The following is a 20,906-nucleotide window of genomic DNA, read 5'->3' as shown; positions in this document are numbered from 1 at the left end:
GTCCACAGCGACGCCCGGTTGTCCACGGCTGCACCCACAGCCGACGGTGGACAAAAAACCGGCTCTGACCTGCGCGAAAGCAGTTGTCCACGGTTTCCACAGCCCCTACTACTACGACCACGGATATCTAGCGGGGAACTCGTTTCGAAACGGGTGCTGTGCACAACTTGGGGACCGGGCGTCTCCGAGCTCTCCTCCCGACTTGACCCCGAGCCGCACCGGCTGTCGGTGGCGTGCGTCAGACTGGTCTCCGGCAACCCAGCCGACGACGAAGGCCAGCAGGGCGAGAGCCAGCAACAGCAGGAGGCGGTTTCCGGTGAAGATCCGGGTGGAGCGCGATGTACTCGCGGAGGCAGTGGCCTGGGCGGCCAAGAGCCTCCCGGCCCGTCCGCCGGTGCCCGTCCTCGCGGGCCTGCTGCTGAAGGCGGAGGACGGCTCCCTGAGCCTCTCCGGCTTCGACTACGAGGTCTCGGCGCGGGTCTCGGTGGAGGCGGAGACCGAGGAGGAGGGCACGGTCCTCGTTTCCGGCCGGCTGCTCGCCGACATCTGCCGCGCCCTGCCGAACCGCCCGGTGGAGATCTCCACAGACGGTGTACGAGTGACCGTGGTCTGCGGCTCCTCGCGCTTCACCCTCCACACACTGCCTGTGGAGGAGTACCCGGCGCTGCCCCAGATGCCCACCGCCACCGGCACCGTGCCCGGTGAGGTCTTCGCCTCCGCGGCCGCCCAGGTCGCCATCGCCGCCGGTCGCGACGACACCCTTCCGGTGCTCACCGGTGTCCGCATCGAGATCGAGGGCGACACCGTCACGCTCGCCTCGACCGACCGCTACCGCTTCGCGGTCCGCGAGTTCCTGTGGAAGCCGGAGAGCCCGGACGCCTCCGCGGTCGCGCTGGTCCCCGCCAAGACGCTGCTGGACACCGCCAAGTCGCTGAGCAGCGGTGACACGGTCACCCTGGCGCTCTCCGGCTCCGGTGCCGGTGAGGGCCTGATCGGCTTCGAGGGGGCCGGCCGCCGGACGACCACCCGTCTCCTCGAGGGTGACCTGCCGAAGTACCGCACGCTCTTCCCGACCGAGTTCAACTCCGTCGCGGTGATCGAGACCGCCCCGTTCGTCGAGGCCGTCAAGCGTGTGGCGCTGGTCGCGGAGCGGAACACCCCGGTGCGGCTCAGCTTCGAGCAGGGCGTGTTGATCCTGGAGGCCGGCTCCAGCGACGATGCACAGGCTGTGGAGCGCGTCGACGCGCAGCTGGAGGGCGACGACATCTCGATCGCCTTCAACCCCGGCTTCCTGCTGGAGGGCCTGTCCGCGATCGACTCGCCGGTGGCCCAGCTGTCGTTCACGACCTCGACCAAGCCCGCGCTGCTGAGCGGCAAGCCCGCCGCGGACGCCGAGGCGGACGACGCCTACAAGTACCTGATCATGCCGGTGCGCCTGTCGGGCTGAGCCCGCGGGCCCTCCGGCCGGGAGCGCGAGGGTCGCCCCTCGCAAGGCCGCGCATGCCGGTGCGCCTGTCGGCCGGTCCCGCGTCCGGTGCTCCTGGCCACGCCGCGCGGCCGTACGGACCCGTTCCGTACGGCCGCCCGGATGACGCGGCTGACCTGCGGCTTATGAGCGGCTGAGCCCACAGCTGTGCACGGACCTTCGGGCGTAGGCTCGACGTAGGTCAGGTACAAGGGCAACGACTATGTGCAAAGAGGGTCTCTGATGGAGCTCGGTCTCGTCGGTCTCGGCAAGATGGGCGGCAACATGCGCGAGCGCATCCGCCGCGCCGGCCACACGGTCATCGGTTACGACCGCAATCCCGACCTCGCGGATGTGTCCAGCCTCAAGGAGATGGTGGACCGTCTGCAGGGTCCGCGGGTCGTGTGGGTCATGGTGCCGGCCGGCGCCGCCACCCAGGCGACGATCGATGAGCTGGGTGAGCTGCTGTCCGAGGGCGACATCGTCGTGGACGGCGGCAACAGCCGCTGGACGGACGACGAGAAGCACGCCGAGGAGCTGCGCGCCAAGGGCATCGGCTTCGTGGACTGCGGCGTCTCCGGTGGTGTGTGGGGCCTGGAGAACGGCTACGCGCTGATGTACGGCGGCGACGCCGAGGACGTGGCGAAGGTCCAGCCGATCTTCGACGCGCTCAAGCCGGAGGGCGACTTCGGTTCCGTGCACGCCGGCAAGGTCGGCGCGGGCCACTTCGCGAAGATGGTCCACAACGGCATCGAGTACGCGATGATGCAGGCCTACGCCGAGGGCTGGGAGCTGCTGGAGAAGGTCGACTCCGTCACGGACGTGCGCGAGGTCTTCCGCTCCTGGCAGGAGGGCACGGTCATCCGCTCCTGGCTGCTGGACCTGGCGGTCAACGCGCTGGACGACGACGAGCACCTGGAGAAGCTGCGCGGTTACGCGGCCGACTCCGGTGAGGGCCGCTGGACGGTCGAGGCCGCCATCGACAACGCGGTGCCGCTGCCGGCGATCACCGCGTCGCTGTTCGCACGGTTCGCCTCGCGTCAGGACGACTCGCCGCAGATGAAGATGATCGCCGCGCTGCGGAACCAGTTCGGCGGCCACGCGGTCGAGAACTCGAAGTAAGCAGGCCGGGCTTCCGGGGCTCGCGCCCTGGAAGCCCGCGCAGCAGTACCACGCCGGGGGAGGTCGGCGCCTTTCATGCATGTCGCGCATCTGTCGCTCGCCGACTTCCGCTCGTACGCCCGGGTCGAGGTCCCGCTCGACCCGGGCGTCACGGCCTTCGTCGGGCCCAACGGCCAGGGGAAGACCAATCTCGTCGAGGCGGTCGGCTATCTCGCCAGCCTCGGCAGCCACCGCGTCTCCTCCGACGCCCCGCTGGTCCGCATGGGCGCGGAGCGGGCGATCGTACGGGCGCAGGTCGTGCAGGGTGACCGGCAGCAGCTGATCGAGCTGGAGCTGAACCCGGGCAAGGCCAACCGGGCGAGGATCAACAGGTCCTCGCAGGTCAGGCCACGTGACGTACTGGGCATCGTGCGCACGGTCCTGTTCGCGCCGGAGGACCTGGCCCTCGTCAAGGGCGACCCCGGCGAGCGGCGGCGCTTCCTCGACGAGCTGATAACGGCGCGTTCGCCGCGCATGGCCGGTGTGCGCTCGGACTACGACCGGGTGCTGAAGCAGCGGAACACCCTGCTCAAGAGCGCGGCCCTGGCGCGCCGGCACGGCGGCCGGAAGATGGACCTGTCCACGCTGGACGTCTGGGACCAGCACCTGGCCCGCGCGGGTGCCGAGCTGCTGGCGCAGCGGCTGGACCTGATCGCGACGCTGCAGCCGCTGGCGGACAAGGCGTACGAGCAGCTGGCGCCGGGCGGCGGGCCGGTCGCGCTGGAGTACCGCGGCTCGGTGGGCGAGCGGCTGGCCGAGGCGTCGAACCGCGAGGAGCTGTACGGGCTGCTCATGGAGGCGCTGGGCGAGGCCCGCAAGAACGAGATCGAGCGGGGCGTGACCCTGGTCGGTCCGCACCGCGACGACCTGATCCTCAAGCTGGGGCGGCTGCCCGCGAAGGGGTACGCGAGCCACGGCGAGTCCTGGTCGTACGCGCTGGCGCTCCGGCTGGCCTCGTACGACCTGCTGAGGGCCGAGGGCAATGAGCCGGTCCTCGTACTGGACGACGTCTTCGCCGAGCTGGACGCGCGACGGCGCGAGCGGCTGGCGGAGCTGGTGGCGCCGGGCGAGCAGGTGCTGGTGACGGCGGCGGTGGACGACGATGTGCCGGGCGTGCTGGCGGGGGCGCGGTACGCGGTCTCCGAGGGCACGGCGGAGAAGGTGTCGTAAGTGAGTGAGCAGCCCGGTCCACAGGACGCCCCGGGACCTGAGCAGCCCAAGCCGCCGGAGCTGTCCGGCATCGACCTGGCGCGGCAGGCACTGGTGGCCGCGAAGGAGCAGGCCCGGGCGCGAGGCGCGGCCGCGCAACAGAAGAAGCAGGCCAGGCGTGGTGGCGGCCTGCGGTCCGGCGCGCGGGCAGACGGTCGTGACCCGCTGCCGCTGGGTGCCGCGATCAATCGCCTGATCACCGAGCGCGGCTGGGAGACGCCGGCCGCGGTCGGCGGGGTGATGGGGCGCTGGCCCCAGCTGGTGGGCCCCGAGGTGGCGCAGCACTGCGAGCCGCAGAAGTACGACGAGGACGCGCGGGTGCTGACGGTGCAGTGCGACTCGACGGTCTGGGCGACACAGCTGCGGCTGCTGGCGCCGACGTTGGTGGCCCGGCTGAACGAGGACCTGGGGCACGGGTCTGTGAAGGTCATCAAGGTGCTGGGGCCGGGTGGGCCGCCCCGTCGGTACGGAGCGCTGCGGGCGCCGGGGAGCAAGGGTCCGGGAGACACGTACGGATGATCCGCGCCGGCGGATCGAGAGCCCGCCGTTTCACGTGAAACCAAAGCCTGCTGTTTCACGTGAAACCGGAACTGGTACGGCGTTCCTGTCCCGTTTCACGTGAAACCAGGACCCTGAAGGGTACCTGTACGGGCGAGATGTCGGGCATGTGCTGGTGTGACGGATGAGACTCCGCTCACCGTAGTCGGAGGTTGACAGCCCGAAGCGCTGAGTGCCGGTGTGAGCGTCCTGGGGGGCCGTCTCGCATATGGGGAGTCGGCGGATGTCGGTTCAGGGCGGCACGTGAGGACTCAGGCGCCCGCAAACCCCCATGAGTGTCGGCGCTACCGGTAGACTGGTGGCAATCCCGCCCACTCGCGGAACATGTCGAACGACGCAGCCGCTCCTGACCGGCACGGGGCCTTCCCGCCGGCGGCAGGAGAAGGCTCGTGCCTGTGCCAGAAAGGGCGCTTCGTGGCCGACTCCGGCGACCTCAACGAGAACATCACGGCTTCTACCGAAGAGGGGGTTTCTTCTGCCGGCGCCAGTGGCGGCTCCTCGGAAGAGAAGTCGTACGACGCCAGTGCGATCACTGTCCTTGAGGGCTTGGACGCGGTTCGCAAGCGACCGGGTATGTACATCGGCTCCACCGGCGAGCGCGGTCTGCACCACCTCGTGTACGAGGTCGTCGACAACTCCGTCGACGAGGCGCTGGCGGGCCACGCGGACACCATCGACGTGACGATCCTGTCCGACGGCGGGGTGCGCGTGGTGGACAACGGCCGCGGCATCCCCGTGGGCATCATCCCGTCGGAAGGGAAGCCGGCCGTCGAGGTCGTGCTCACCGTGCTGCACGCGGGCGGCAAGTTCGGCGGCGGCGGCTACGCGGTCTCCGGTGGTCTGCACGGCGTGGGCGTCTCCGTGGTGAACGCCCTGTCGCAGCGGGTCTCCGTCGAGGTCAAGACCGACGGCTACCGCTGGACGCAGGACTACAAGCAGGGCGTGCCGACCGCCCCGCTGGCGCGCAACGAGGCCACCGACGAGACCGGGACGTCCGTGACGTTCTGGGCCGACGGCGAGATCTTCGAAACGACCGAGTACAGCTTCGAGACGCTGTCCCGGCGCTTCCAGGAGATGGCCTTCCTCAACAAGGGCCTCACCATCCAGCTCACCGACGAGCGCGAGGCGCACGTCGACGAGGACGGCAAGGCGCTCTCCGTCAAGTACCACTACGAAGGCGGCATCGTCGACTTCGTGAAGTACCTGAACTCCCGCAAGGGCGAGACGGTCCACCCCACGGTCATCGACGTCGAGGCCGAGGACAAGGAGCGGATGCTCTCGGTGGAGATCGCGATGCAGTGGAACACCCAGTACACCGAGGGTGTCTACAGCTTCGCGAACACCATCCACACCCATGAGGGCGGTACGCACGAAGAGGGCTTCCGCGCCGCGCTGACCGGTCTGATCAACCGGTACGCGCGCGACCGCAAGCTGCTGCGCGAGAAGGACGACAACCTCACCGGTGAGGACATCCGCGAGGGCCTGACGGCGATCATCTCCGTCAAGCTCGGCGAGCCCCAGTTCGAGGGCCAGACCAAGACCAAGCTGGGCAACACCGAGGCGAAGACCTTCGTGCAGAAGGTCGTGCACGAGCACCTCACCGACTGGCTGGACCGGAACCCCAACGAGGCCGCGGACATCATCCGCAAGGGCATCCAGGCCGCCACGGCCCGGGTCGCAGCCCGCAAGGCGCGCGACCTGACCCGCCGCAAGGGCCTGCTGGAGACGGCCTCGCTGCCGGGCAAGCTGAGCGACTGCCAGTCCAACGACCCGACCAAGTGCGAGATCTTCATCGTCGAGGGTGACTCCGCGGGCGGCTCGGCCAAGTCCGGTCGCAACCCCGAGTACCAGGCGATCCTCCCGATCCGCGGCAAGATCCTGAACGTCGAGAAGGCCAGGGTCGACAAGATCCTGCAGAACCAGGAAGTCCAGGCGCTGATCTCGGCCTTCGGCACCGGGGTGCACGAGGACTTCGACATCGAGAAGCTCCGCTATCACAAGATCATCCTGATGGCGGACGCCGACGTCGACGGCCAGCACATCAACACCCTGCTGCTCACCTTCCTGTTCCGCTTCATGCGGCCACTGGTGGAGGCCGGGCACGTCTACCTCTCCCGCCCGCCGCTGTACAAGATCAAGTGGGGCCGGGACGACTTCGAGTACGCCTACTCCGACCGCGAGCGCGACGCCCTGATCGAGATGGGCAAGCGGGCCGGCAAGCGCATCAAGGACGACTCGGTCCAGCGCTTCAAGGGTCTGGGTGAGATGAACGCCGAAGAGCTGCGCGTGACGACCATGGACACCGACCACCGGGTGCTCGGCCAGGTGTCGCTGGACGACGCGGCCCGTGCTGACGACCTGTTCTCCGTGCTGATGGGTGAGGACGTCGAAGCACGTCGCTCGTTCATCCAGCGCAACGCCAAGGACGTCCGCTTCCTCGACATCTGAGCCCGTCGGCCCGAACAGCAGCCGCAGCTCGAAAGGACTTTGAACAGCAATGGCCGACGAGAACCCCCCTATGACCCCGGACGGCGTGACCGCCGAGGGCGCGCCCGCCGCCATCGAAGGCGTGGGCATGCGCGTCGAGCCCGTCGGGCTCGAGACGGAGATGCAGCGCTCCTACCTCGACTACGCGATGTCCGTCATCGTCTCGCGTGCCCTGCCCGACGTCCGGGACGGCCTCAAGCCGGTGCACCGCCGCGTCCTGTACGCGATGTACGACGGCGGGTACCGCCCCGAGAAGGGCTTCTACAAGTGCGCCCGTGTCGTCGGTGACGTCATGGGTAACTACCACCCGCACGGCGACTCCTCGATCTACGACGCGCTGGTCCGTCTCGCGCAGCCGTGGTCGATGCGGATGCCGCTGGTGGACTCCAACGGCAACTTCGGTTCTCCGGGCAACGACCCGGCCGCGGCCATGCGGTACACCGAGTGCAAGATGGCGCCGCTGTCCATGGAGATGGTCCGGGACATCGACGAGGAGACCGTCGACTTCCAGGACAACTACGACGGCCGTAGCCAGGAGCCGACGGTCCTGCCGTCGCGCTTCCCGAACCTGCTGATCAACGGCTCGGCCGGTATCGCGGTCGGCATGGCGACCAACATCCCGCCGCACAACCTCCGCGAGGTCGCGGCCGGCGCCCAGTGGCACCTGGAGCACCCGGAGGCCTCCAGCGAGGAGCTGCTGGAAGCGCTCATCGAGCGGATCAAGGGCCCGGACTTCCCGACCGGCGCGCTGGTCGTGGGCCGCAAGGGCATCGAGGAGGCGTACCGCACCGGCCGCGGCTCCATCACGATGCGCGCGGTGGTCGAGGTCGAGGAGATCCAGAACCGCCAGTGCCTGGTGGTCACGGAGCTGCCGTACCAGGTCAACCCCGACAACCTCGCGCAGAAGATCGCCGACCTGGTGAAGGACGGCAAGATCGGCGGCATCGCCGACGTCCGCGACGAGACCTCCTCGCGGACCGGCCAGCGCCTGGTCATCGTGCTCAAGCGGGACGCCGTCGCCAAGGTCGTCCTGAACAACCTCTACAAGCACACCGACCTCCAGACGAACTTCGGCGCCAACATGCTGGCGCTGGTCGACGGCGTGCCGCGCACGCTGTCCCTGGACGCGTTCATCCGCCACTGGGTGACGCACCAGATCGAGGTCATCGTCCGCCGGACGAAGTTCCGGCTGCGCAAGGCCGAGGAGCGGGCGCACATCCTGCGCGGTCTGCTCAAGGCCCTGGACGCCATCGACGAGGTCATCGCGCTGATCCGGCGCAGTGAGACGGTCGAGGTGGCCCGCGAGGGCCTGATGGGCCTGCTGGACATCGACGAGATCCAGGCGAACGCGATCCTGGAGATGCAGCTGCGGCGCCTGGCGGCCCTGGAGCGGCAGAAGATCACGGCCGAGCACGACGAACTGCAGGCCAAGATCCGCGAGTACAACGCGATCCTGGCCTCCCCGGAGAAGCAGCGGCAGATCGTCAGCGAGGAGCTGACCGCGCTCGTCGACAAGTACGGCGACGACCGGCGCTCGAAGCTGGTGCCCTTCGAGGGCGACATGTCCATCGAGGACCTGATCGCCGAGGAGGACATCGTCGTCACGATCACCCGTGGCGGCTATGTCAAGCGCACCAAGACCGACGACTACCGCTCGCAGAAGCGCGGCGGCAAGGGCGTACGCGGCACGAAGCTCAAGGAAGACGACATCGTCGACCACTTCTTCGTGACCACCACCCACCACTGGCTGCTGTTCTTCACGAACAAGGGCCGGGTCTACCGCGCCAAGGCGTACGAGCTGCCCGACGCGGGCCGCGACGCGCGCGGCCAGCACGTCGCGAACCTCCTCGCCTTCCAGCCGGACGAGCAGATCGCGCAGGTCATGGCGATCCGTGACTACGAGGCGGCGCCGTACCTGGTCCTCGCGACCAAGGCCGGTCTGGTGAAGAAGACGCCGCTGAAGGACTACGACTCGCCGCGCTCCGGCGGCGTCATCGCGATCAACCTCCGCGAGCAGGAGGACGGTTCGGACGACGAGCTGATCGGCGCCCAGATGGTCTCCAGCGAGGACGACCTGCTGCTGATCTCCAAGAAGGCGCAGTCGATCCGCTTCACCGCGACGGACGAGGCGCTGCGCCCGATGGGCCGCGCCACCTCCGGCGTCAAGGGGATGAGCTTCCGCGAAGGCGACGAGCTGCTCTCGATGAACGTGGTCCGGGCGAACACCTATGTGTTCACCGCCACCGACGGTGGGTACGCCAAGCGCACGAACGTGGACGAGTACCGCGTCCAGGGCCGCGGCGGCCTCGGTATCAAGGCTGCCAAGATCGTGGAAGATCGAGGAGAGCTGGTCGGCGCGCTGGTGGTCGAGGCGAGCGACGAGATCCTCGCCATCACCCTCGGCGGAGGGGTGATCCGCACGCGGGTCGACGAGGTCAGGGAGACGGGCCGTGACACCATGGGCGTCCAACTGATCAACCTGGGCAAGCGCGATGCCGTCGTCGGTATCGCCCGGAACGCCGAGGCCGGTCGCGAGGCCGAAGAGGTCGACGGTCCGGTGGACGGCGAGCCGGCCGATGACGAGGCGCAGGTCCAGGCCCCGGCGGCCGAGGGCGAGGAGCCCGCGGCGGAGTAGCGCGAGGAGTAGGTCGTGAGTGGAGCCACGGGTGCGCAGGCGGACGGATCGGACGACGGGCGGAAGCTTTCTTCCGGGCCCGCGACCGTGACGGACAGCGCCCGTGGCTCCGATACTGACGGCGGCCCCCGCGAGGAGGCCTCCGTCGAGGGGGGAACCGTGACCGACACCAGGCAGCCGCAACCTGAGGCACAGCCGCAGCCCGAGCCCCGCCCGCAGGGCAGCGAGGGCCAGCCCTACCGTCCGCCGTCCGCGTACGCGACCGGGGGCAAGCAGGGCATGCGGGTGCCCCGTCCGGGCCCGGGGGGCCGTACGACTCCGCGTACGCGCAAGGCCCGGCTGCGCGTGGCCCGTGCCGATCCGTGGTCGGTGATGAAGGTCAGCTTCCTGCTGTCCATCGCGCTGGGGCTGTGCACGCTGGTGGCGGTGTCGGTGCTGTGGATGGTGATGGACGCGATGGGCGTCTTCACCACGGTCGGCGGCACGATCAGCGAGGCCACCAGTTCCGACGGCGGCTCGGGCTTCGACCTGGAGACGTTCCTGTCGCTGCCGCGGGTGCTGCTGTTCACCGGTGTCATCGCGGCGATCGACGTGGTGCTGGCGACCGCGCTGGCCACGCTCGGGGCCTTCATCTACAACCTCTCGGCGGGTTTCGTCGGCGGTGTGGAGCTGACCCTGGCCGAGGACGAATGACCTGGTGCGGGCGGCCGCCGAGGGGCTTTCCGGCCCGGCCGGCCCATCGATTTGGGTCATGGCTCTGAAGTGCGCTAATCTTTCGGTGCAGCCAGCGAGGCGGCAACAAGCCAGGGGCTATAGCTCAGACGGTTAGAGCGCTTCCCTGATAAGGAAGAGGCCACAGGTTCAAGTCCTGTTAGCCCCACCGGCAAGGATCGGCCCGGACGGAGAATTCTCCGCCCGGGCCGATCCGTTTGTGCTTCTCACGAGTTGGGGCCGGGCTAGGTCACCGATTGATATCGACCGGTGTGTATCATCGGCCCCCGAAGGTCCCCTACGTCAACGAAAGACGAGGTCGCGCGGTGAAGAAGCTTCTCCTGGTCGCACTGGCCGCCATCGGCGGGCTCCTCGTGTACCGCCAGATCCAGGCGGATCGCGCCGAGCAGGATCTGTGGACGGAGGCGACCGACTCCGTGCCCGCAGGTTCGGGTGTGTGAGCCCCAGTTCCGTACGTACGTGACCCCGGTCACCGCACTCGGCGGTGGCCGGGGTTTCGTCTGTCCGGCGTCGTTGCGGGACTGTGACGCCCCACCGCTTGAGTTTGCTGTAGCACACCACTAGGTTGCGATGGCAAACGTGGCATGGGTGGCAGAGGGGGAAGGGGCACATGGCACGACGACGGACTGCGGCCGCACTGACAGGAGGGCTGCTCCTCACGCTCCTGGGCGCGCCGCAGGCGTCCGCCGCACCGTCCTTCAGCAGCGAAGGCATGGTCATGGTGCTGGACTCCTCCGGATCGATGGCGGAGCCGGACGGCGCAGGACACACCCGGATCGCCGCCGCACGCAAGGCGGTCGGCACCCTCGCGGATTCCCTGCCGGACGGCTTCCCCACCGGACTCCGTGTCTACGGCGCGGACAGGAACCGCGGCTGCGACGACACCCGACTCGTCCAGCCGGTACGCCCGCTGGACCGGGCCGGCCTCAAGAAGGCCGTGGCGGACGTCGAACCCAAGGGCGACACCCCGATCGGGCTCTCGCTCAAGAAGGCCGCCGCCGACCTCCCGCAGGGCACCGGCGGCCGCCGCACCATCGTGCTCATCTCCGACGGCGAGGACACCTGCCAGTCACCGCCGCCCTGCGAGGTCGCCGAACAGCTCGGCAAGTCCGGCCTCGACCTGCGGATCGACACGATCGGCTTCCAGGTGCGCGGCAAGGCCCGGCAGGAGCTGGAGTGCGTCGCGGAGGCGGGCAACGGCCGTTACTACGACGCTCCGGACGCCAAGTCCCTGGCCCGCCAGATGCAGCGCGCGGGCAAGCTCTCCGCGGACAGTTACCGCTTCCGTGGGAAGCAGGTGCGCGGGACCGCCGCACGCTCCGGCGCCCCCACCATCACGCCGGGCCAGTACCGGGACAGCATCGGACCCGGCGAGAAGCGCTTCTACGCGGTGCGGCTGGACGACAGGTCCACCGCGGACTTCTCCGCCACCGCCGTCCCGCACCCCGGCGCGGCCGTCGACACCACCACCGTGCTGCGCACCCAGCTCGCGTACGGCACCGACAGCTCCTGCGGGGCCAGCACCGAGGTGTTCGGCCAGAACGAAGGCGCCACACCGCTGACTTCGGGCGTCAGCCGGATCCCGTCGGAGGACGGCGGCGGCAGCTGTGACAGGGCCGGGCGCTACTGGCTCGTCGTCGAGCGCGAGGCGGCCGACGGCTCCGACGCCGCACGCTGGCCCCTGGAACTGACCTACCGCACCGAGCAGCCGCTCAGGAAGGGCGTCACGCCCGCCCGGTCCGCACCCGAGTACGGCGCGGGCGGCAAGGACGCCGTACTGCCCTCCGGCACCCCGAAGGACGTCACCGGCGGCACCGGCTTCAACGACGCCGAGAAGATCACCGAAGGCGTCTGGCGCGACAAGATCCTGCCCTCGCAGACCCTCTGGTACAAGGTCCCCGTCGGCTGGGGCCAGCAGCTCCGCTACGACGTGGAGTTCGCGAACGAGCCCACAGCGAAGGGCCACAGCGCACGGACCTCGTACGGCGCGACCCAGGTCTACACCCCGGCCCGGCAGCCCGTCGGCGGCGGAACCGGCGAGTTCACCCCGCAGACGCCCTACGACGGGCGGCAGACCGCGCTGCGCATGGGTACCGTCCCGGTCAGCTGGGCCAACCGCTACGAGAACGACCCCAACGTCGTCCCCGTGCACCGCGACGGCGACTTCTACCTCGCCGTCACCCTCGGTGCCAAGGCTGCGGAGATCGCGGACAATCCGCAGATCGGTGTGGTCCTGCGGGTGGCCGTACTGGGCAAGGCGAAGAGCGGCCCCGAGGCGCACGCCGCGGAGGCGAAGGATTCCGCCGACGCGGCGGACAGCGGCACGGCAGGCGATGGAGGATGGGCGGCGCGCCCGGTGATCGCGGCCGTCGGCATCGGTCTGGGAGTGCTGCTCCTGGCCGGCCTCGCGGTGGCGTACTTCACGGGTCGCGGCAAGCAGCGCAACGCCGGTACGGGTTCGGGACGACGAGGAGCAGGCACGTGGTGAGGCGGCGCACGATCAGGAGGGCACTGGCCGGCCCGTTGGCGCTCGGCGTACTGGGGCTGCTGCCGGGGACGGCCTCGGCGGACACGCTGCCCACGTACAGGACCGCGCCGGACGCAGAGCCCGTGAAAGGGACGGCCGACACCTCCCACGCCCCCGAGATCCGCCCCGGCACGTACACCGACTCCCTCAAGCGCGGCGAACAGAAGCGCTACGCCCTCACCCTGGACGACGAGACCAGCGCATACGTGTCGGCGGTTGCCGCGCCCGCGCCCGGCACCAAGGTCGAGGACTACACCGACGGGCTGACCGTCTCCGTCCAGGACGCCGACGGCACGACCTGCGGCACGGACGGCAGCGCGCGCTTCCGCGGCGGCGAGACGGTCTACCCGCTCGCCGACTACGCCACCCGCCGCATCGGCAGCGACCTGTCCGACTGCCAGCAGGCCGGCCCGTACTACGTGGTGGTGGAGCGCTCCGGCAACGCCACTTCGGGCCCCGACAGCTGGCCGGTCGAGCTGCGCTACATGACCGAGCCCCGCCTCAAGGGCGCGGCGCCCGGCGAACCAGGGGAGGGCAGCTGGAGCAGTGCCACGCCCGCCGCGCCCACAGGAGGCGCGGAGCGGCCCGTCTCGGGGGGCACCGGGTTCAACGACGCCGCCTCGGTGGGCAAGGGCCGGTGGCAGGACCGCATCCGGCCCGGCGAGACCCGTTTCTACCGGGTGCCGGTCGACTGGGGACAGCAGCTGGACGTGAGCGCCGAACTGTCCGGCGCCCCGGGGAAGAAGCCCGGTGTGGGCGCCTCGTCCTTCGTGCCCAGCGCGCTCGGCCTGACCGCGTACAACCCGGCGCGCGGCCTCGTCAGCGAGGAGAGCTTCCAGCCGTACGAGGGCGACCGGACGGCGGCGCGGCTGTTCACCGCGCCGGTGCACTACGGCAACCGCTTCAGCGACGACGATTCCGTCAGCCCGATGCGCTTCGCGGGCTGGTACTACCTGGAGGTGTCGCTGAACCCGGACGCCGCGAAGTTCTTCAAGGAGAGCGCGGACCTCACCCTGCGGGTGGACCTCAAGGGAGCGGCGGGACCGGGACCCGCGTACGCGAAGCCGGCCGCCGACTTCTCCGTCACGCCCGAGGACCGGGAGCTGGCCGAGACGGGCCGGGCGGCGTCCGAGGCGGAGCGCGACGGCCACCTGCGGACGGTCGGCTTCACCGGAATCGGGGCGGGTGCGGTGCTGCTCGCCGGGCTGGGCGTGTGGACGGTGACCGCGCGGCGCAAGGCCGCGGCGGGCGCCACGGCGGTCACGGGCCCGGCTCCGGCGGCACCGGCCGGCCCGGGAGCCCCGGTCCCCGGACAGCAGCCGTACGGGGGCCAGAACGGGCCTCAGAACGCCGGACAGGGGTTCGGGCGGCCCCCGCAGGGCTGATGAGCTCCGCGCGCCGCACAGGCCCGCCTGCGGCCCCGCACGGCCCGCGGACGGCGCGCGGGGACGGCGTACGCGGCCGTCAGCCGGCGGACAGCGCCCAGATCCCCACCGCGATGCACAGCAGGGCGACGACCAGCACCGGCACGGCGACCTTCGCCGGCGGCCCGGGGCGTACCGGCTTCGCGCCGTGCGCGTCCGGGCCGGCGGGCGCCGGGGCCTGACCGGGGACGCGCGGCTGGTCCACGGTGTACGGCCGGGTCAGCGGCACGTTCTGGCCCGGCGCGGCGGGAGCCTCGTACGTCCGCACGGGCGGGCCGGGCGGCTGCGTACCGGGCGCCGCGTGGGCAGGCCCCGGGGCCACGGGGAAGCCGGGCCCGGAGGACGCCGCGTCGGGGCCCGTCACCGGGAAGCCGGAGCCGGTCGAGACCTCGCCGGGGCCGGGCGCCGGGAGGGGCGTCGGCGTGGACGGCGTGGGAGGGCCCTGCGGGACGGGCGGCGCCAGCGGGAAGCTGCCGGTCTCCGACATCGAGGGTCCGCCACGGGCGCCGCTCCGAGTGCCGCTGTCCGGCCCGTCGGGCCCGTACCCGGAGGGCAGCGGCCCGATGTGGTCGAAGACCTCGACGATCTCGTCCTCGATCGTCTCCTCGGGCAGCAGCTCGACGGCCGACAGGATCGCCTTGCGGGCCCCGTTCGCCGTCCTGAAACGGGCCTCGGGATCCGGCTGGAGCAGACCGGCCAGTACCTGCCACAGCGGCTCGGGGACGCCCTCGGGCGCGCCCGGCACCCCGTGCTGCACGAAGCGCTCGACCAGCGCCTGGGCGTCCGGCTTGTTGCCGGTCAGCAGGTACAGCGCGAGCAGGCCGACAGCGAAGAGGTCGGCGGGGAAGTCCGGCTCGGCGCCCAGCAGTTGCTCGGGCGCGAAGTAACCGGGCGTCCCGACCACGTAGTTGGCCTCGGTGAGCCGCGGCTCACCCTTGCGCATCGAGATGCCGAAGTCGGAGACGCGCACGTGCGGACGCCCGGTACCGGTGGCCTCCAGCAGGATGTTGGCCGGCTTGATGTCCCGGTGGACCACACCCTCGGCGTGCACCGCGGCCAGCCCCGAGAGCACCTGGTCCAGCAGCAGGCACGTGTAGCGCGCCGGCAGCGGGCCGTAGTCGCCCACGAGGTGCGCCAGCGAACCGCCGTTGACCAGATCCATCGTGAACAGGACCTTGTCGTCGTCGGCAGCCCAGCTGGCCGGCGCGAGCACGTGCGGATGGTCGATGCGCAGCGCCTGCTCCCGTACGAAGCGCAGCAGCGTGTGCGCATCGCTCTGCTGCAGCACCTTGGCCGCCACGTAGCGTCGGCGCCGCTGGTCCCAGGCGCGCCACACGGCGCCCACCCCGCCCCGCCCGATCGGGTCGATCAGTTCGTACCTGCCGGCGAAGACCTCACCCATGACGCCGCGTCCGCTCCCTCACCGCACGTGTGTCTAGTTCTGGTGCGCTTCGTAATGGGCCACCGCGTCCGCGGTCCGGCCCGCTCCGTAGACCCGCAGGAACTCTGCCAGTTCGGGGTGTGTGGCGGCGAGGGAGTCAGCGGCTTCGATGATGTCGCCCGCCGCGGCGACCGACCGCAGCAGCGACTGGATCTCCCGCACGACGCGGCGCACGGTGGTGGCGCCCGTGGTGGCGGTCTGGGTGGTGTTGTTCAGCACCGAGCCGCCCGCGGTCTTCTTGATCTCGTCCATCCGGTCGGTGGCCTCGGCGGCGCTGACGCTGCCGTCGGCGACCTGACTGGCCAGCTCCTGGAGGGCCTGGACACGCTGGACCACGGCGGGATTGCCGATCTTCGCGCGCTGGCCGCTCATCAGCTGCGACAGCATGGGGGCCGAAAGGCCGAGCACCGCGGCGAGGCGGGCCTGATTGAGGCCGAGATCGTCGATGAGACGGCGGAAGAGTGCCCCCAGAGGCTCTCCGTACCAGCTGCGCTGCAGCTCCCGAGCGCGCGCGGTGGCTTCCTGCTGTGCTGCGTCCATGGCGTCTCCCCTTCGCTTCGCTGCCGCGAATCTCGCGAAGCATCCTACGGAGAGCGACCGCCCGGAGCGATACCCGGTCGGGAAAGCGGGCGGGTACCGGGTACTCTGGTGCGCGAAGGGGCCTTAGCTCAGTTGGTAGAGCGCTGTCTTTGCATGGCAGATGTCAGGGGTTCGACTCCCCTAGGCTCCACAGAAAACACCCTCCGAACTGCGGAAACGCGTTCGGAGGGCTTTTCTTTGCGGGACGGGACCGCGGCCGGCCGTCCTACGGGCGGCCGCCACGCTCGTCCGCCTCGGACTCCGCCTGCTTCGCCTGGACCTCGGGGTCCAGGACCGCGCCGGGGCTGCCGTCCACGGCGCTCAGCGGCGTGCGCTCGCCGACCTCGGTCGCGGCGGGCGGCTCGACCAGCCAGTCCGGGTTGGCCTGCTTGTCCCACCACTTCCACGCGGCGTACGCACCGCCGGCGAGGATGCCGACCAGCGCGAACCGCTTGAAGGCCTTGCCGGTCCGGGCCCGGCGGCGGCGCTTCCTGGCGAGCTTCTCGATCTCTGCGGCGGTGACCTGACCGCGCAGTGCGGCCAGCGCGGCGCCACCGCGCAGCATGGCCTCCTCGCGGGCGGGCTCCGCCGCCGCACGGGCACTGCGCACGGCCTTCTCCACGCGCGGCGCGGTGTAGTCGGTGGCCTGCCGGGCGGCCTTACGGGTGCGGGCCGCGGCCTTGGTCGCGGCGGCGTCCACCTTCGGGGGCAGTGCGCCGCGGGCGCTCTCCAGACGGGGCTGCAGCCGCGCGTCGTACTGGTGACGGGCCTGGTGCGCGGCCTCGGCCACCTTGGGAGCCAGCTTGCTGCGCGCCTCGTGCGTGAGGTGCACGGCGGTGTCCTTGGCCGTGCCGGCATACGGAGCCACCACTTCCGCGGCGTGCCGCACGCTGTCCTTGGCGGTGCCGGTCGCGGCGCGCACGCTGTCCTTGCGGGTCACGAGATCCTCCTCATCGGTGGCGTGTCCGGGCTCGGGGGCGTTCGCCCACGTCTGCTGTATCGCCTGTCCGCCCGCTTGCAGATCATGCCTGTGCGGTGGACGAACGGCATGTGCTGGCGGGCATCCGGGTCAATGCGGACTTCGGGCGCTTGTGATGACAATGCCACGGTTCGGCGTGGCGCGCGCCGCTTCGGCGGCTTCCGGCCGCGGTATCGCGATTCGGCGGTTTCTCGCCCCCTGTCTGAGTTTCCTGCCGATCCGGCCGGTAGTGGCCGAAGACCGCCGCCCGGACCGGAATGTACGGGTCCCCGCTGCGGGGAGGGGGAAACCCCAGGGAGGTGGGAAATCAGTGCGAACCTCGGTCGCTAGGTGGCGCGCGGGGGACGGGCGCGGGCGTTCGTGCGAGGATCGGGAACCGTCAGTGAAGACTTATGGAAGGTAGATCGTGGCTGAGCAGCTCTACGCCACCCTGAAGACCAACCAGGGCGACATCGAGATTCGGCTTCTGCCGAACCACGCCCCGAAGACGGTCAAGAACTTCGTCGAACTCGCCAAGGGCGAGCGCGAGTGGACGCACCCGGCGACCGGGAAGAAGTCCACGGACAAGCTGTACGACGGCACCGTCTTCCACCGGGTCATCGAAGGCTTCATGATCCAGGGCGGCGACCCGCTGGGCAACGGCACCGGTGGCCCCGGCTACGAGTTCGCCGACGAGTTCCACCCGGACCTGTCGTTCAACAAGCCGTACCTGCTGGCCATGGCCAACGCCGGCCCGGGCACCAACGGCTCGCAGTTCTTCGTCACGGTGTCCCCCACCACGTGGCTGACCGGCAAGCACACCATCTTCGGTGAGGTCACCAACGAGGCCAGCAAGAAGGTCGTGGACACCATCGCGACCACCCAGACGAACCCGCGCACCGACCGCCCGGTGAACGACGTCGTCATCGAGCAGGTCGTCATCGAGACCCGCTGAAGCCTCGGCGACGAGGTGCCGGCACTGTCCGGTCACCCCTGCCCGCGGCCGGCCGCGGGCGGCGTGGAACCATGACGCCCCGCCCGGTCGTAGACCAGGCGGGGCGCGCAGCTTGTCAGTGCCGCGGGCCAGTGAGGACGAGGGGTAGCGATGGAGCAGGCGGCAGGCAATCCGCAGGAACCGCAGGACGCCCGGGGCGGGAACGGTTCGCCGGAGGGCGGAGACGGTACGCCCGGCTGCTATCGCCACCCCGACCGGGCCACCGGCATCAGCTGCACCCGCTGTGAACGGCCGATCTGCCCGGAGTGCATGGTCAGCGCCTCGGTCGGCTTCCAGTGCCCGGAGTGCGTACGCGACGGCAGCGGCACGGGCCACGCGCCGGGCGCGAACCGGCCCCGTACGGTCGCCGGCGGTGCGCTGACCGCCGACCCGCGGCTGCTCACCAAGGTCCTCATCGGCGTCAACGCCGCGGTCCTCGTGGCCGCCCTGGTCTACCAGGACCCGTTCGTCAACGCACTGGACCTGGTCGGCCGGGCCTTCGACCCCGGCGCCCTGCGCGTGGTCGGGGTCGCGGACGGCCAGTGGTACCGCCTGCTCACCGCGATGTTCCTGCACGAGCAGCTCATGCACTTCGCGTTCAACATGCTCTCGCTGTGGTGGCTGGGGCCTCCACTGGAGGCGGCGCTCGGCCGGGTCAGGTTCCTCGCGGTGTACTTCCTCGCCGGGCTGGGCGGCAGCGCCCTGTCGTACCTGCTCGCCGCGCAGAACCAGCCGTCGCTGGGCGCGTCCGGCGCGGTCTTCGGGCTGCTGGGCGCCACGGCCGTGCTGCTCCGCCGGCTGAACCACGACATGAAGCCGGTGCTGATCCTGCTCGGCATCAACCTCGTCTTCACGTTCCTGTGGCCGAACATCGCCTGGCAGGCACACGTGGGCGGTCTGGTGGTGGGCGGAGCGCTGACGTACGCGATGGTGCACGCGCCGCGCGGCCGCCGGAACCTCGTCCAGGCCGGTGCCTGCGTACTGGCGCTGCTGGTGATCGTCGCGGTGGTGTGGTTCCGCACCGTCCAGCTCACGGGCTGAACCGTCCAGCTCCGGGCTGGACCGTCCAGCTCACCGGCTGAGACGCTCCCGTCCCGCAGTGCACCACTGCGCCATCAGATGCGTCATGCCCCTGAGGACCTTTTCCGCCACACAGGGGCACCCGCTGACGCGCGGGGGGAGTCCGATTACGCACAGGGCGCCCCGTGGAGAGTGACCGGCCGTTCACTTGTCCACAGCTCGTGTCGGCCCCTGTGCGCACCGTGCAGAATCCCGGCAAGGGGGCCCACTGCAGGGACGTTTTCCCAGTACAGCACGGTGGTACCGGGCCTCCGGCAGCCGTGCCACCGGTGTGACCGGCGTCAACCCCACAGGGGTTATCCACAGATCTTCTGAAGTTTTCCCCGGCTGTGGATAACCGTGTGGATGGCCTTGGGTACAGCTTGCGCACAGCGTGGGAATCAGGCCACGCCGATACGGGACCGGAGCTCAGCCCGGGGAGCTGACCGGAGGCAGGACCGGCGTACGGGCCGGGGCTACTTCCACTGGGTGGAGACGCCGAAGCCCACCGCGATGAAGCCGAAGCCGGCGACGATGTTCCAGTTGCCCATCGACTTGATCGGCAGATCGCCCTCGGTCACGTAGAAGCACACGATCCAGGCCAGGCCGATCATGAACATCGCCAGCATCAGCGGAGCCACCCAGCCCCGCCCTGAGTTCAGCTTGATCGAACTGGTCTGCTTCGCCGGCGGCGGCGTGAAGTCGTCCTTCTTGCGGATCCGTGACTTCGGCACGAGGAACTCTCCTGTCGATGCGCTGCGTAACCGCGCGGATGTAGTACAACGGCTGGCGCCGGTCGGGGGGCGTCGGGGATCGGGTGCTCCCCCCGGGCGTCCGTTAGCGTAGTGCTTCCGCGGCGTCGTAAGGAGTAAGGGTACGTTGAGCAATTCCGCTGACTCCTCCGGCCGCCGTTCGCGTCCGCGGCTGCGCCCCGTACGCCTGTTGACGCTCGCCGTCTTCGCGCTGGCCGGTCTGCTCTTCTGGATCAGCTTCGACACGGCACGCGGCACGAACCTGCGCTCGGACGACTCCATGCTGCGGCTGTCGGACCTCATCCAGGACCACAGCCAGAAGAACAAGATCCAGGACGAGCGCAACGCCTCCCTCCGCTCCGACGTCGACCGTCTCGCCGACGAGGACAGCGGCAGCACCGACGCCGACAAGGCCCGGCTCCAGGCGCTGGAGAAGAACGCCGGTACGAAGAAGGTGTCAGGGCAGGGCCTGACCGTCACCCTCACCGACGCGCCGCCCAACGCCACCGCCAAGATCCCCGGCGTGCCCGAGCCGCAGCCCAACGACCTGGTCATCCACCAGCAGGACCTGCAGGCCGTGGTCAACGCCCTGTGGCAGGGCGGCGCCAAGGGCATCAAGGTCATGGACCAGCGGCTGATCTCCACCAGCGCGGTCCGCTGCGTCGGCAACACCCTGATCCTCCAGGGCCGCGTCTACTCCCCGCCCTACACCGTCACCGCCGTGGGCGACCGCCAGGCGCTGTCCGACGCGCTCAACGCCTCCCCGGCGATCCAGAACTACCTCCAGTACGTCGACGCGTACGGACTCGGCTGGAAAGTCGAGCCGCGTGGGGCGATGACTCTGCCGGGCTACTCCGGCACAGTGGATCTCCACTACGCACAGCCTGTGCAGCCGTAGCGCGCGGCAGCGCGCCGGAGCGCCGAG

Annotated in this window: 17 protein-coding genes and 2 tRNA genes; 15 read left to right on the top strand and 4 right to left on the bottom strand. The window is 70.3% G+C overall.

Annotation, left to right across the window (positions count from 1 at the left end):
* Nucleotides 1-316 precede the first annotated feature (316 nt).
* From dnaN to AAC944_RS18925, 11 genes are all read left to right on the top strand, one after another.
* Nucleotides 317-1,447 (top strand): DNA polymerase III subunit beta, encoded by a 1,131-nt coding sequence (dnaN, locus tag AAC944_RS18975; RefSeq protein ID WP_030615240.1) that lies wholly within the window; start codon nucleotides 317-319, stop codon nucleotides 1,445-1,447.
* A gap of 261 nt (nucleotides 1,448-1,708) precedes the next feature.
* The gene (gene gnd, locus AAC944_RS18970; protein ID WP_030615237.1) at nucleotides 1,709-2,587 is read left to right on the top strand and encodes a phosphogluconate dehydrogenase (NAD(+)-dependent, decarboxylating); all 879 of its coding nucleotides are present in this window, start codon (nucleotides 1,709-1,711) and stop codon (nucleotides 2,585-2,587) included.
* 75 nt (nucleotides 2,588-2,662) lie between these two features.
* Nucleotides 2,663-3,796 (top strand): DNA replication/repair protein RecF, encoded by a 1,134-nt coding sequence (gene recF, locus AAC944_RS18965; RefSeq protein WP_030615234.1) that lies wholly within the window; start codon nucleotides 2,663-2,665, stop codon nucleotides 3,794-3,796.
* Nucleotides 3,797-4,354: a DciA family protein gene (locus AAC944_RS18960; RefSeq protein WP_030615223.1), complete on the top strand. Its 558-nt coding sequence runs from the start codon at nucleotides 3,797-3,799 to the stop codon at nucleotides 4,352-4,354.
* Nucleotides 4,355-4,807: 453 nt separating this feature from the next.
* Entirely contained in the window at nucleotides 4,808-6,841 is a 2,034-nt protein-coding gene (gene gyrB / locus AAC944_RS18955; RefSeq protein WP_030615222.1) for a DNA topoisomerase (ATP-hydrolyzing) subunit B, read from the top strand.
* Between the two features lie 49 nt (nucleotides 6,842-6,890).
* Nucleotides 6,891-9,515, top strand: a complete 2,625-nt coding sequence (gyrA, locus tag AAC944_RS18950; protein ID WP_030615221.1) for a DNA gyrase subunit A — start codon at nucleotides 6,891-6,893, stop codon at nucleotides 9,513-9,515.
* 15 nt (nucleotides 9,516-9,530) lie between these two features.
* Complete coding sequence (locus AAC944_RS18945) at nucleotides 9,531-10,208, top strand: DUF3566 domain-containing protein (protein ID WP_078888578.1); 678 nt, start codon at nucleotides 9,531-9,533, stop codon at nucleotides 10,206-10,208.
* 113 nt (nucleotides 10,209-10,321) lie between these two features.
* Nucleotides 10,322-10,395: transfer RNA gene (locus AAC944_RS18940), tRNA-Ile, on the top strand.
* Between the two features lie 157 nt (nucleotides 10,396-10,552).
* Nucleotides 10,553-10,687: a DLW-39 family protein gene (locus tag AAC944_RS18935; RefSeq protein WP_003958712.1), complete on the top strand. Its 135-nt coding sequence runs from the start codon at nucleotides 10,553-10,555 to the stop codon at nucleotides 10,685-10,687.
* Nucleotides 10,688-10,857: 170 nt separating this feature from the next.
* Nucleotides 10,858-12,735, top strand: coding sequence for a vWA domain-containing protein (locus tag AAC944_RS18930; RefSeq protein WP_078888576.1), 1,878 nt, complete (start codon nucleotides 10,858-10,860; stop codon nucleotides 12,733-12,735).
* A complete protein-coding gene (locus tag AAC944_RS18925) occupies nucleotides 12,729-14,159 on the top strand; it encodes a hypothetical protein (protein ID WP_037772269.1) in 1,431 nt (476 codons plus the stop codon). The genes AAC944_RS18930 and AAC944_RS18925 overlap by 7 nt, the downstream gene beginning before the upstream one ends.
* A 79-nt stretch (nucleotides 14,160-14,238) precedes the next feature.
* Here the strand turns inward: AAC944_RS18925 and AAC944_RS18920 are convergent, their stop codons facing one another.
* Nucleotides 14,239-15,600 carry a serine/threonine-protein kinase gene (locus tag AAC944_RS18920; protein ID WP_030615216.1) on the bottom strand — a complete coding sequence of 454 codons (1,362 nt, stop codon included), beginning with the start codon at nucleotides 15,598-15,600 and terminating at the stop codon, nucleotides 14,239-14,241.
* 33 nt (nucleotides 15,601-15,633) lie between these two features.
* Nucleotides 15,634-16,179, bottom strand: coding sequence for a helix-turn-helix domain-containing protein (locus tag AAC944_RS18915; RefSeq protein ID WP_030615214.1), 546 nt, complete (start codon nucleotides 16,177-16,179; stop codon nucleotides 15,634-15,636).
* Nucleotides 16,180-16,296: 117 nt separating this feature from the next.
* On the opposite strand from AAC944_RS18915, the gene AAC944_RS18910 reads away from it, so the two are divergent.
* A tRNA-Ala gene (locus tag AAC944_RS18910) sits at nucleotides 16,297-16,369 on the top strand.
* Nucleotides 16,370-16,444: 75 nt separating this feature from the next.
* Here AAC944_RS18910 and AAC944_RS18905 read toward each other — a convergent pair.
* Nucleotides 16,445-17,158 (bottom strand): DUF5324 family protein, encoded by a 714-nt coding sequence (locus AAC944_RS18905; protein ID WP_030615212.1) that lies wholly within the window; start codon nucleotides 17,156-17,158, stop codon nucleotides 16,445-16,447.
* Nucleotides 17,159-17,603: 445 nt separating this feature from the next.
* Between AAC944_RS18905 and AAC944_RS18900 the strand changes: the two genes are divergently transcribed.
* Complete coding sequence (locus AAC944_RS18900; RefSeq protein WP_030615211.1) at nucleotides 17,604-18,131, top strand: peptidylprolyl isomerase; 528 nt, start codon at nucleotides 17,604-17,606, stop codon at nucleotides 18,129-18,131.
* Nucleotides 18,132-18,281: 150 nt separating this feature from the next.
* Nucleotides 18,282-19,211 (top strand): rhomboid family intramembrane serine protease, encoded by a 930-nt coding sequence (locus AAC944_RS18895; protein ID WP_030615200.1) that lies wholly within the window; start codon nucleotides 18,282-18,284, stop codon nucleotides 19,209-19,211.
* Nucleotides 19,212-19,705: 494 nt separating this feature from the next.
* On the opposite strand, the gene crgA is transcribed toward AAC944_RS18895, so the two are convergent.
* Nucleotides 19,706-19,963, bottom strand: a complete 258-nt coding sequence (gene crgA / locus AAC944_RS18890) for a cell division protein CrgA (protein WP_030615198.1) — start codon at nucleotides 19,961-19,963, stop codon at nucleotides 19,706-19,708.
* A gap of 145 nt (nucleotides 19,964-20,108) precedes the next feature.
* Between crgA and AAC944_RS18885 the strand changes: the two genes are divergently transcribed.
* Nucleotides 20,109-20,879 (top strand): DUF881 domain-containing protein, encoded by a 771-nt coding sequence (locus tag AAC944_RS18885; protein WP_030615196.1) that lies wholly within the window; start codon nucleotides 20,109-20,111, stop codon nucleotides 20,877-20,879.
* Nucleotides 20,880-20,906: the final 27 nt, after the last annotated feature.

It is taken from the genome of Streptomyces sclerotialus (genome assembly GCF_040907265.1).
GTDB classification, from domain to species: Bacteria; Actinomycetota; Actinomycetes; order Streptomycetales; family Streptomycetaceae; genus Streptomyces; species Streptomyces sclerotialus.
The sequence above is the reverse complement of the archived record's forward strand: the minus strand, read 5'-3'. Positions and strand labels throughout refer to the sequence as shown.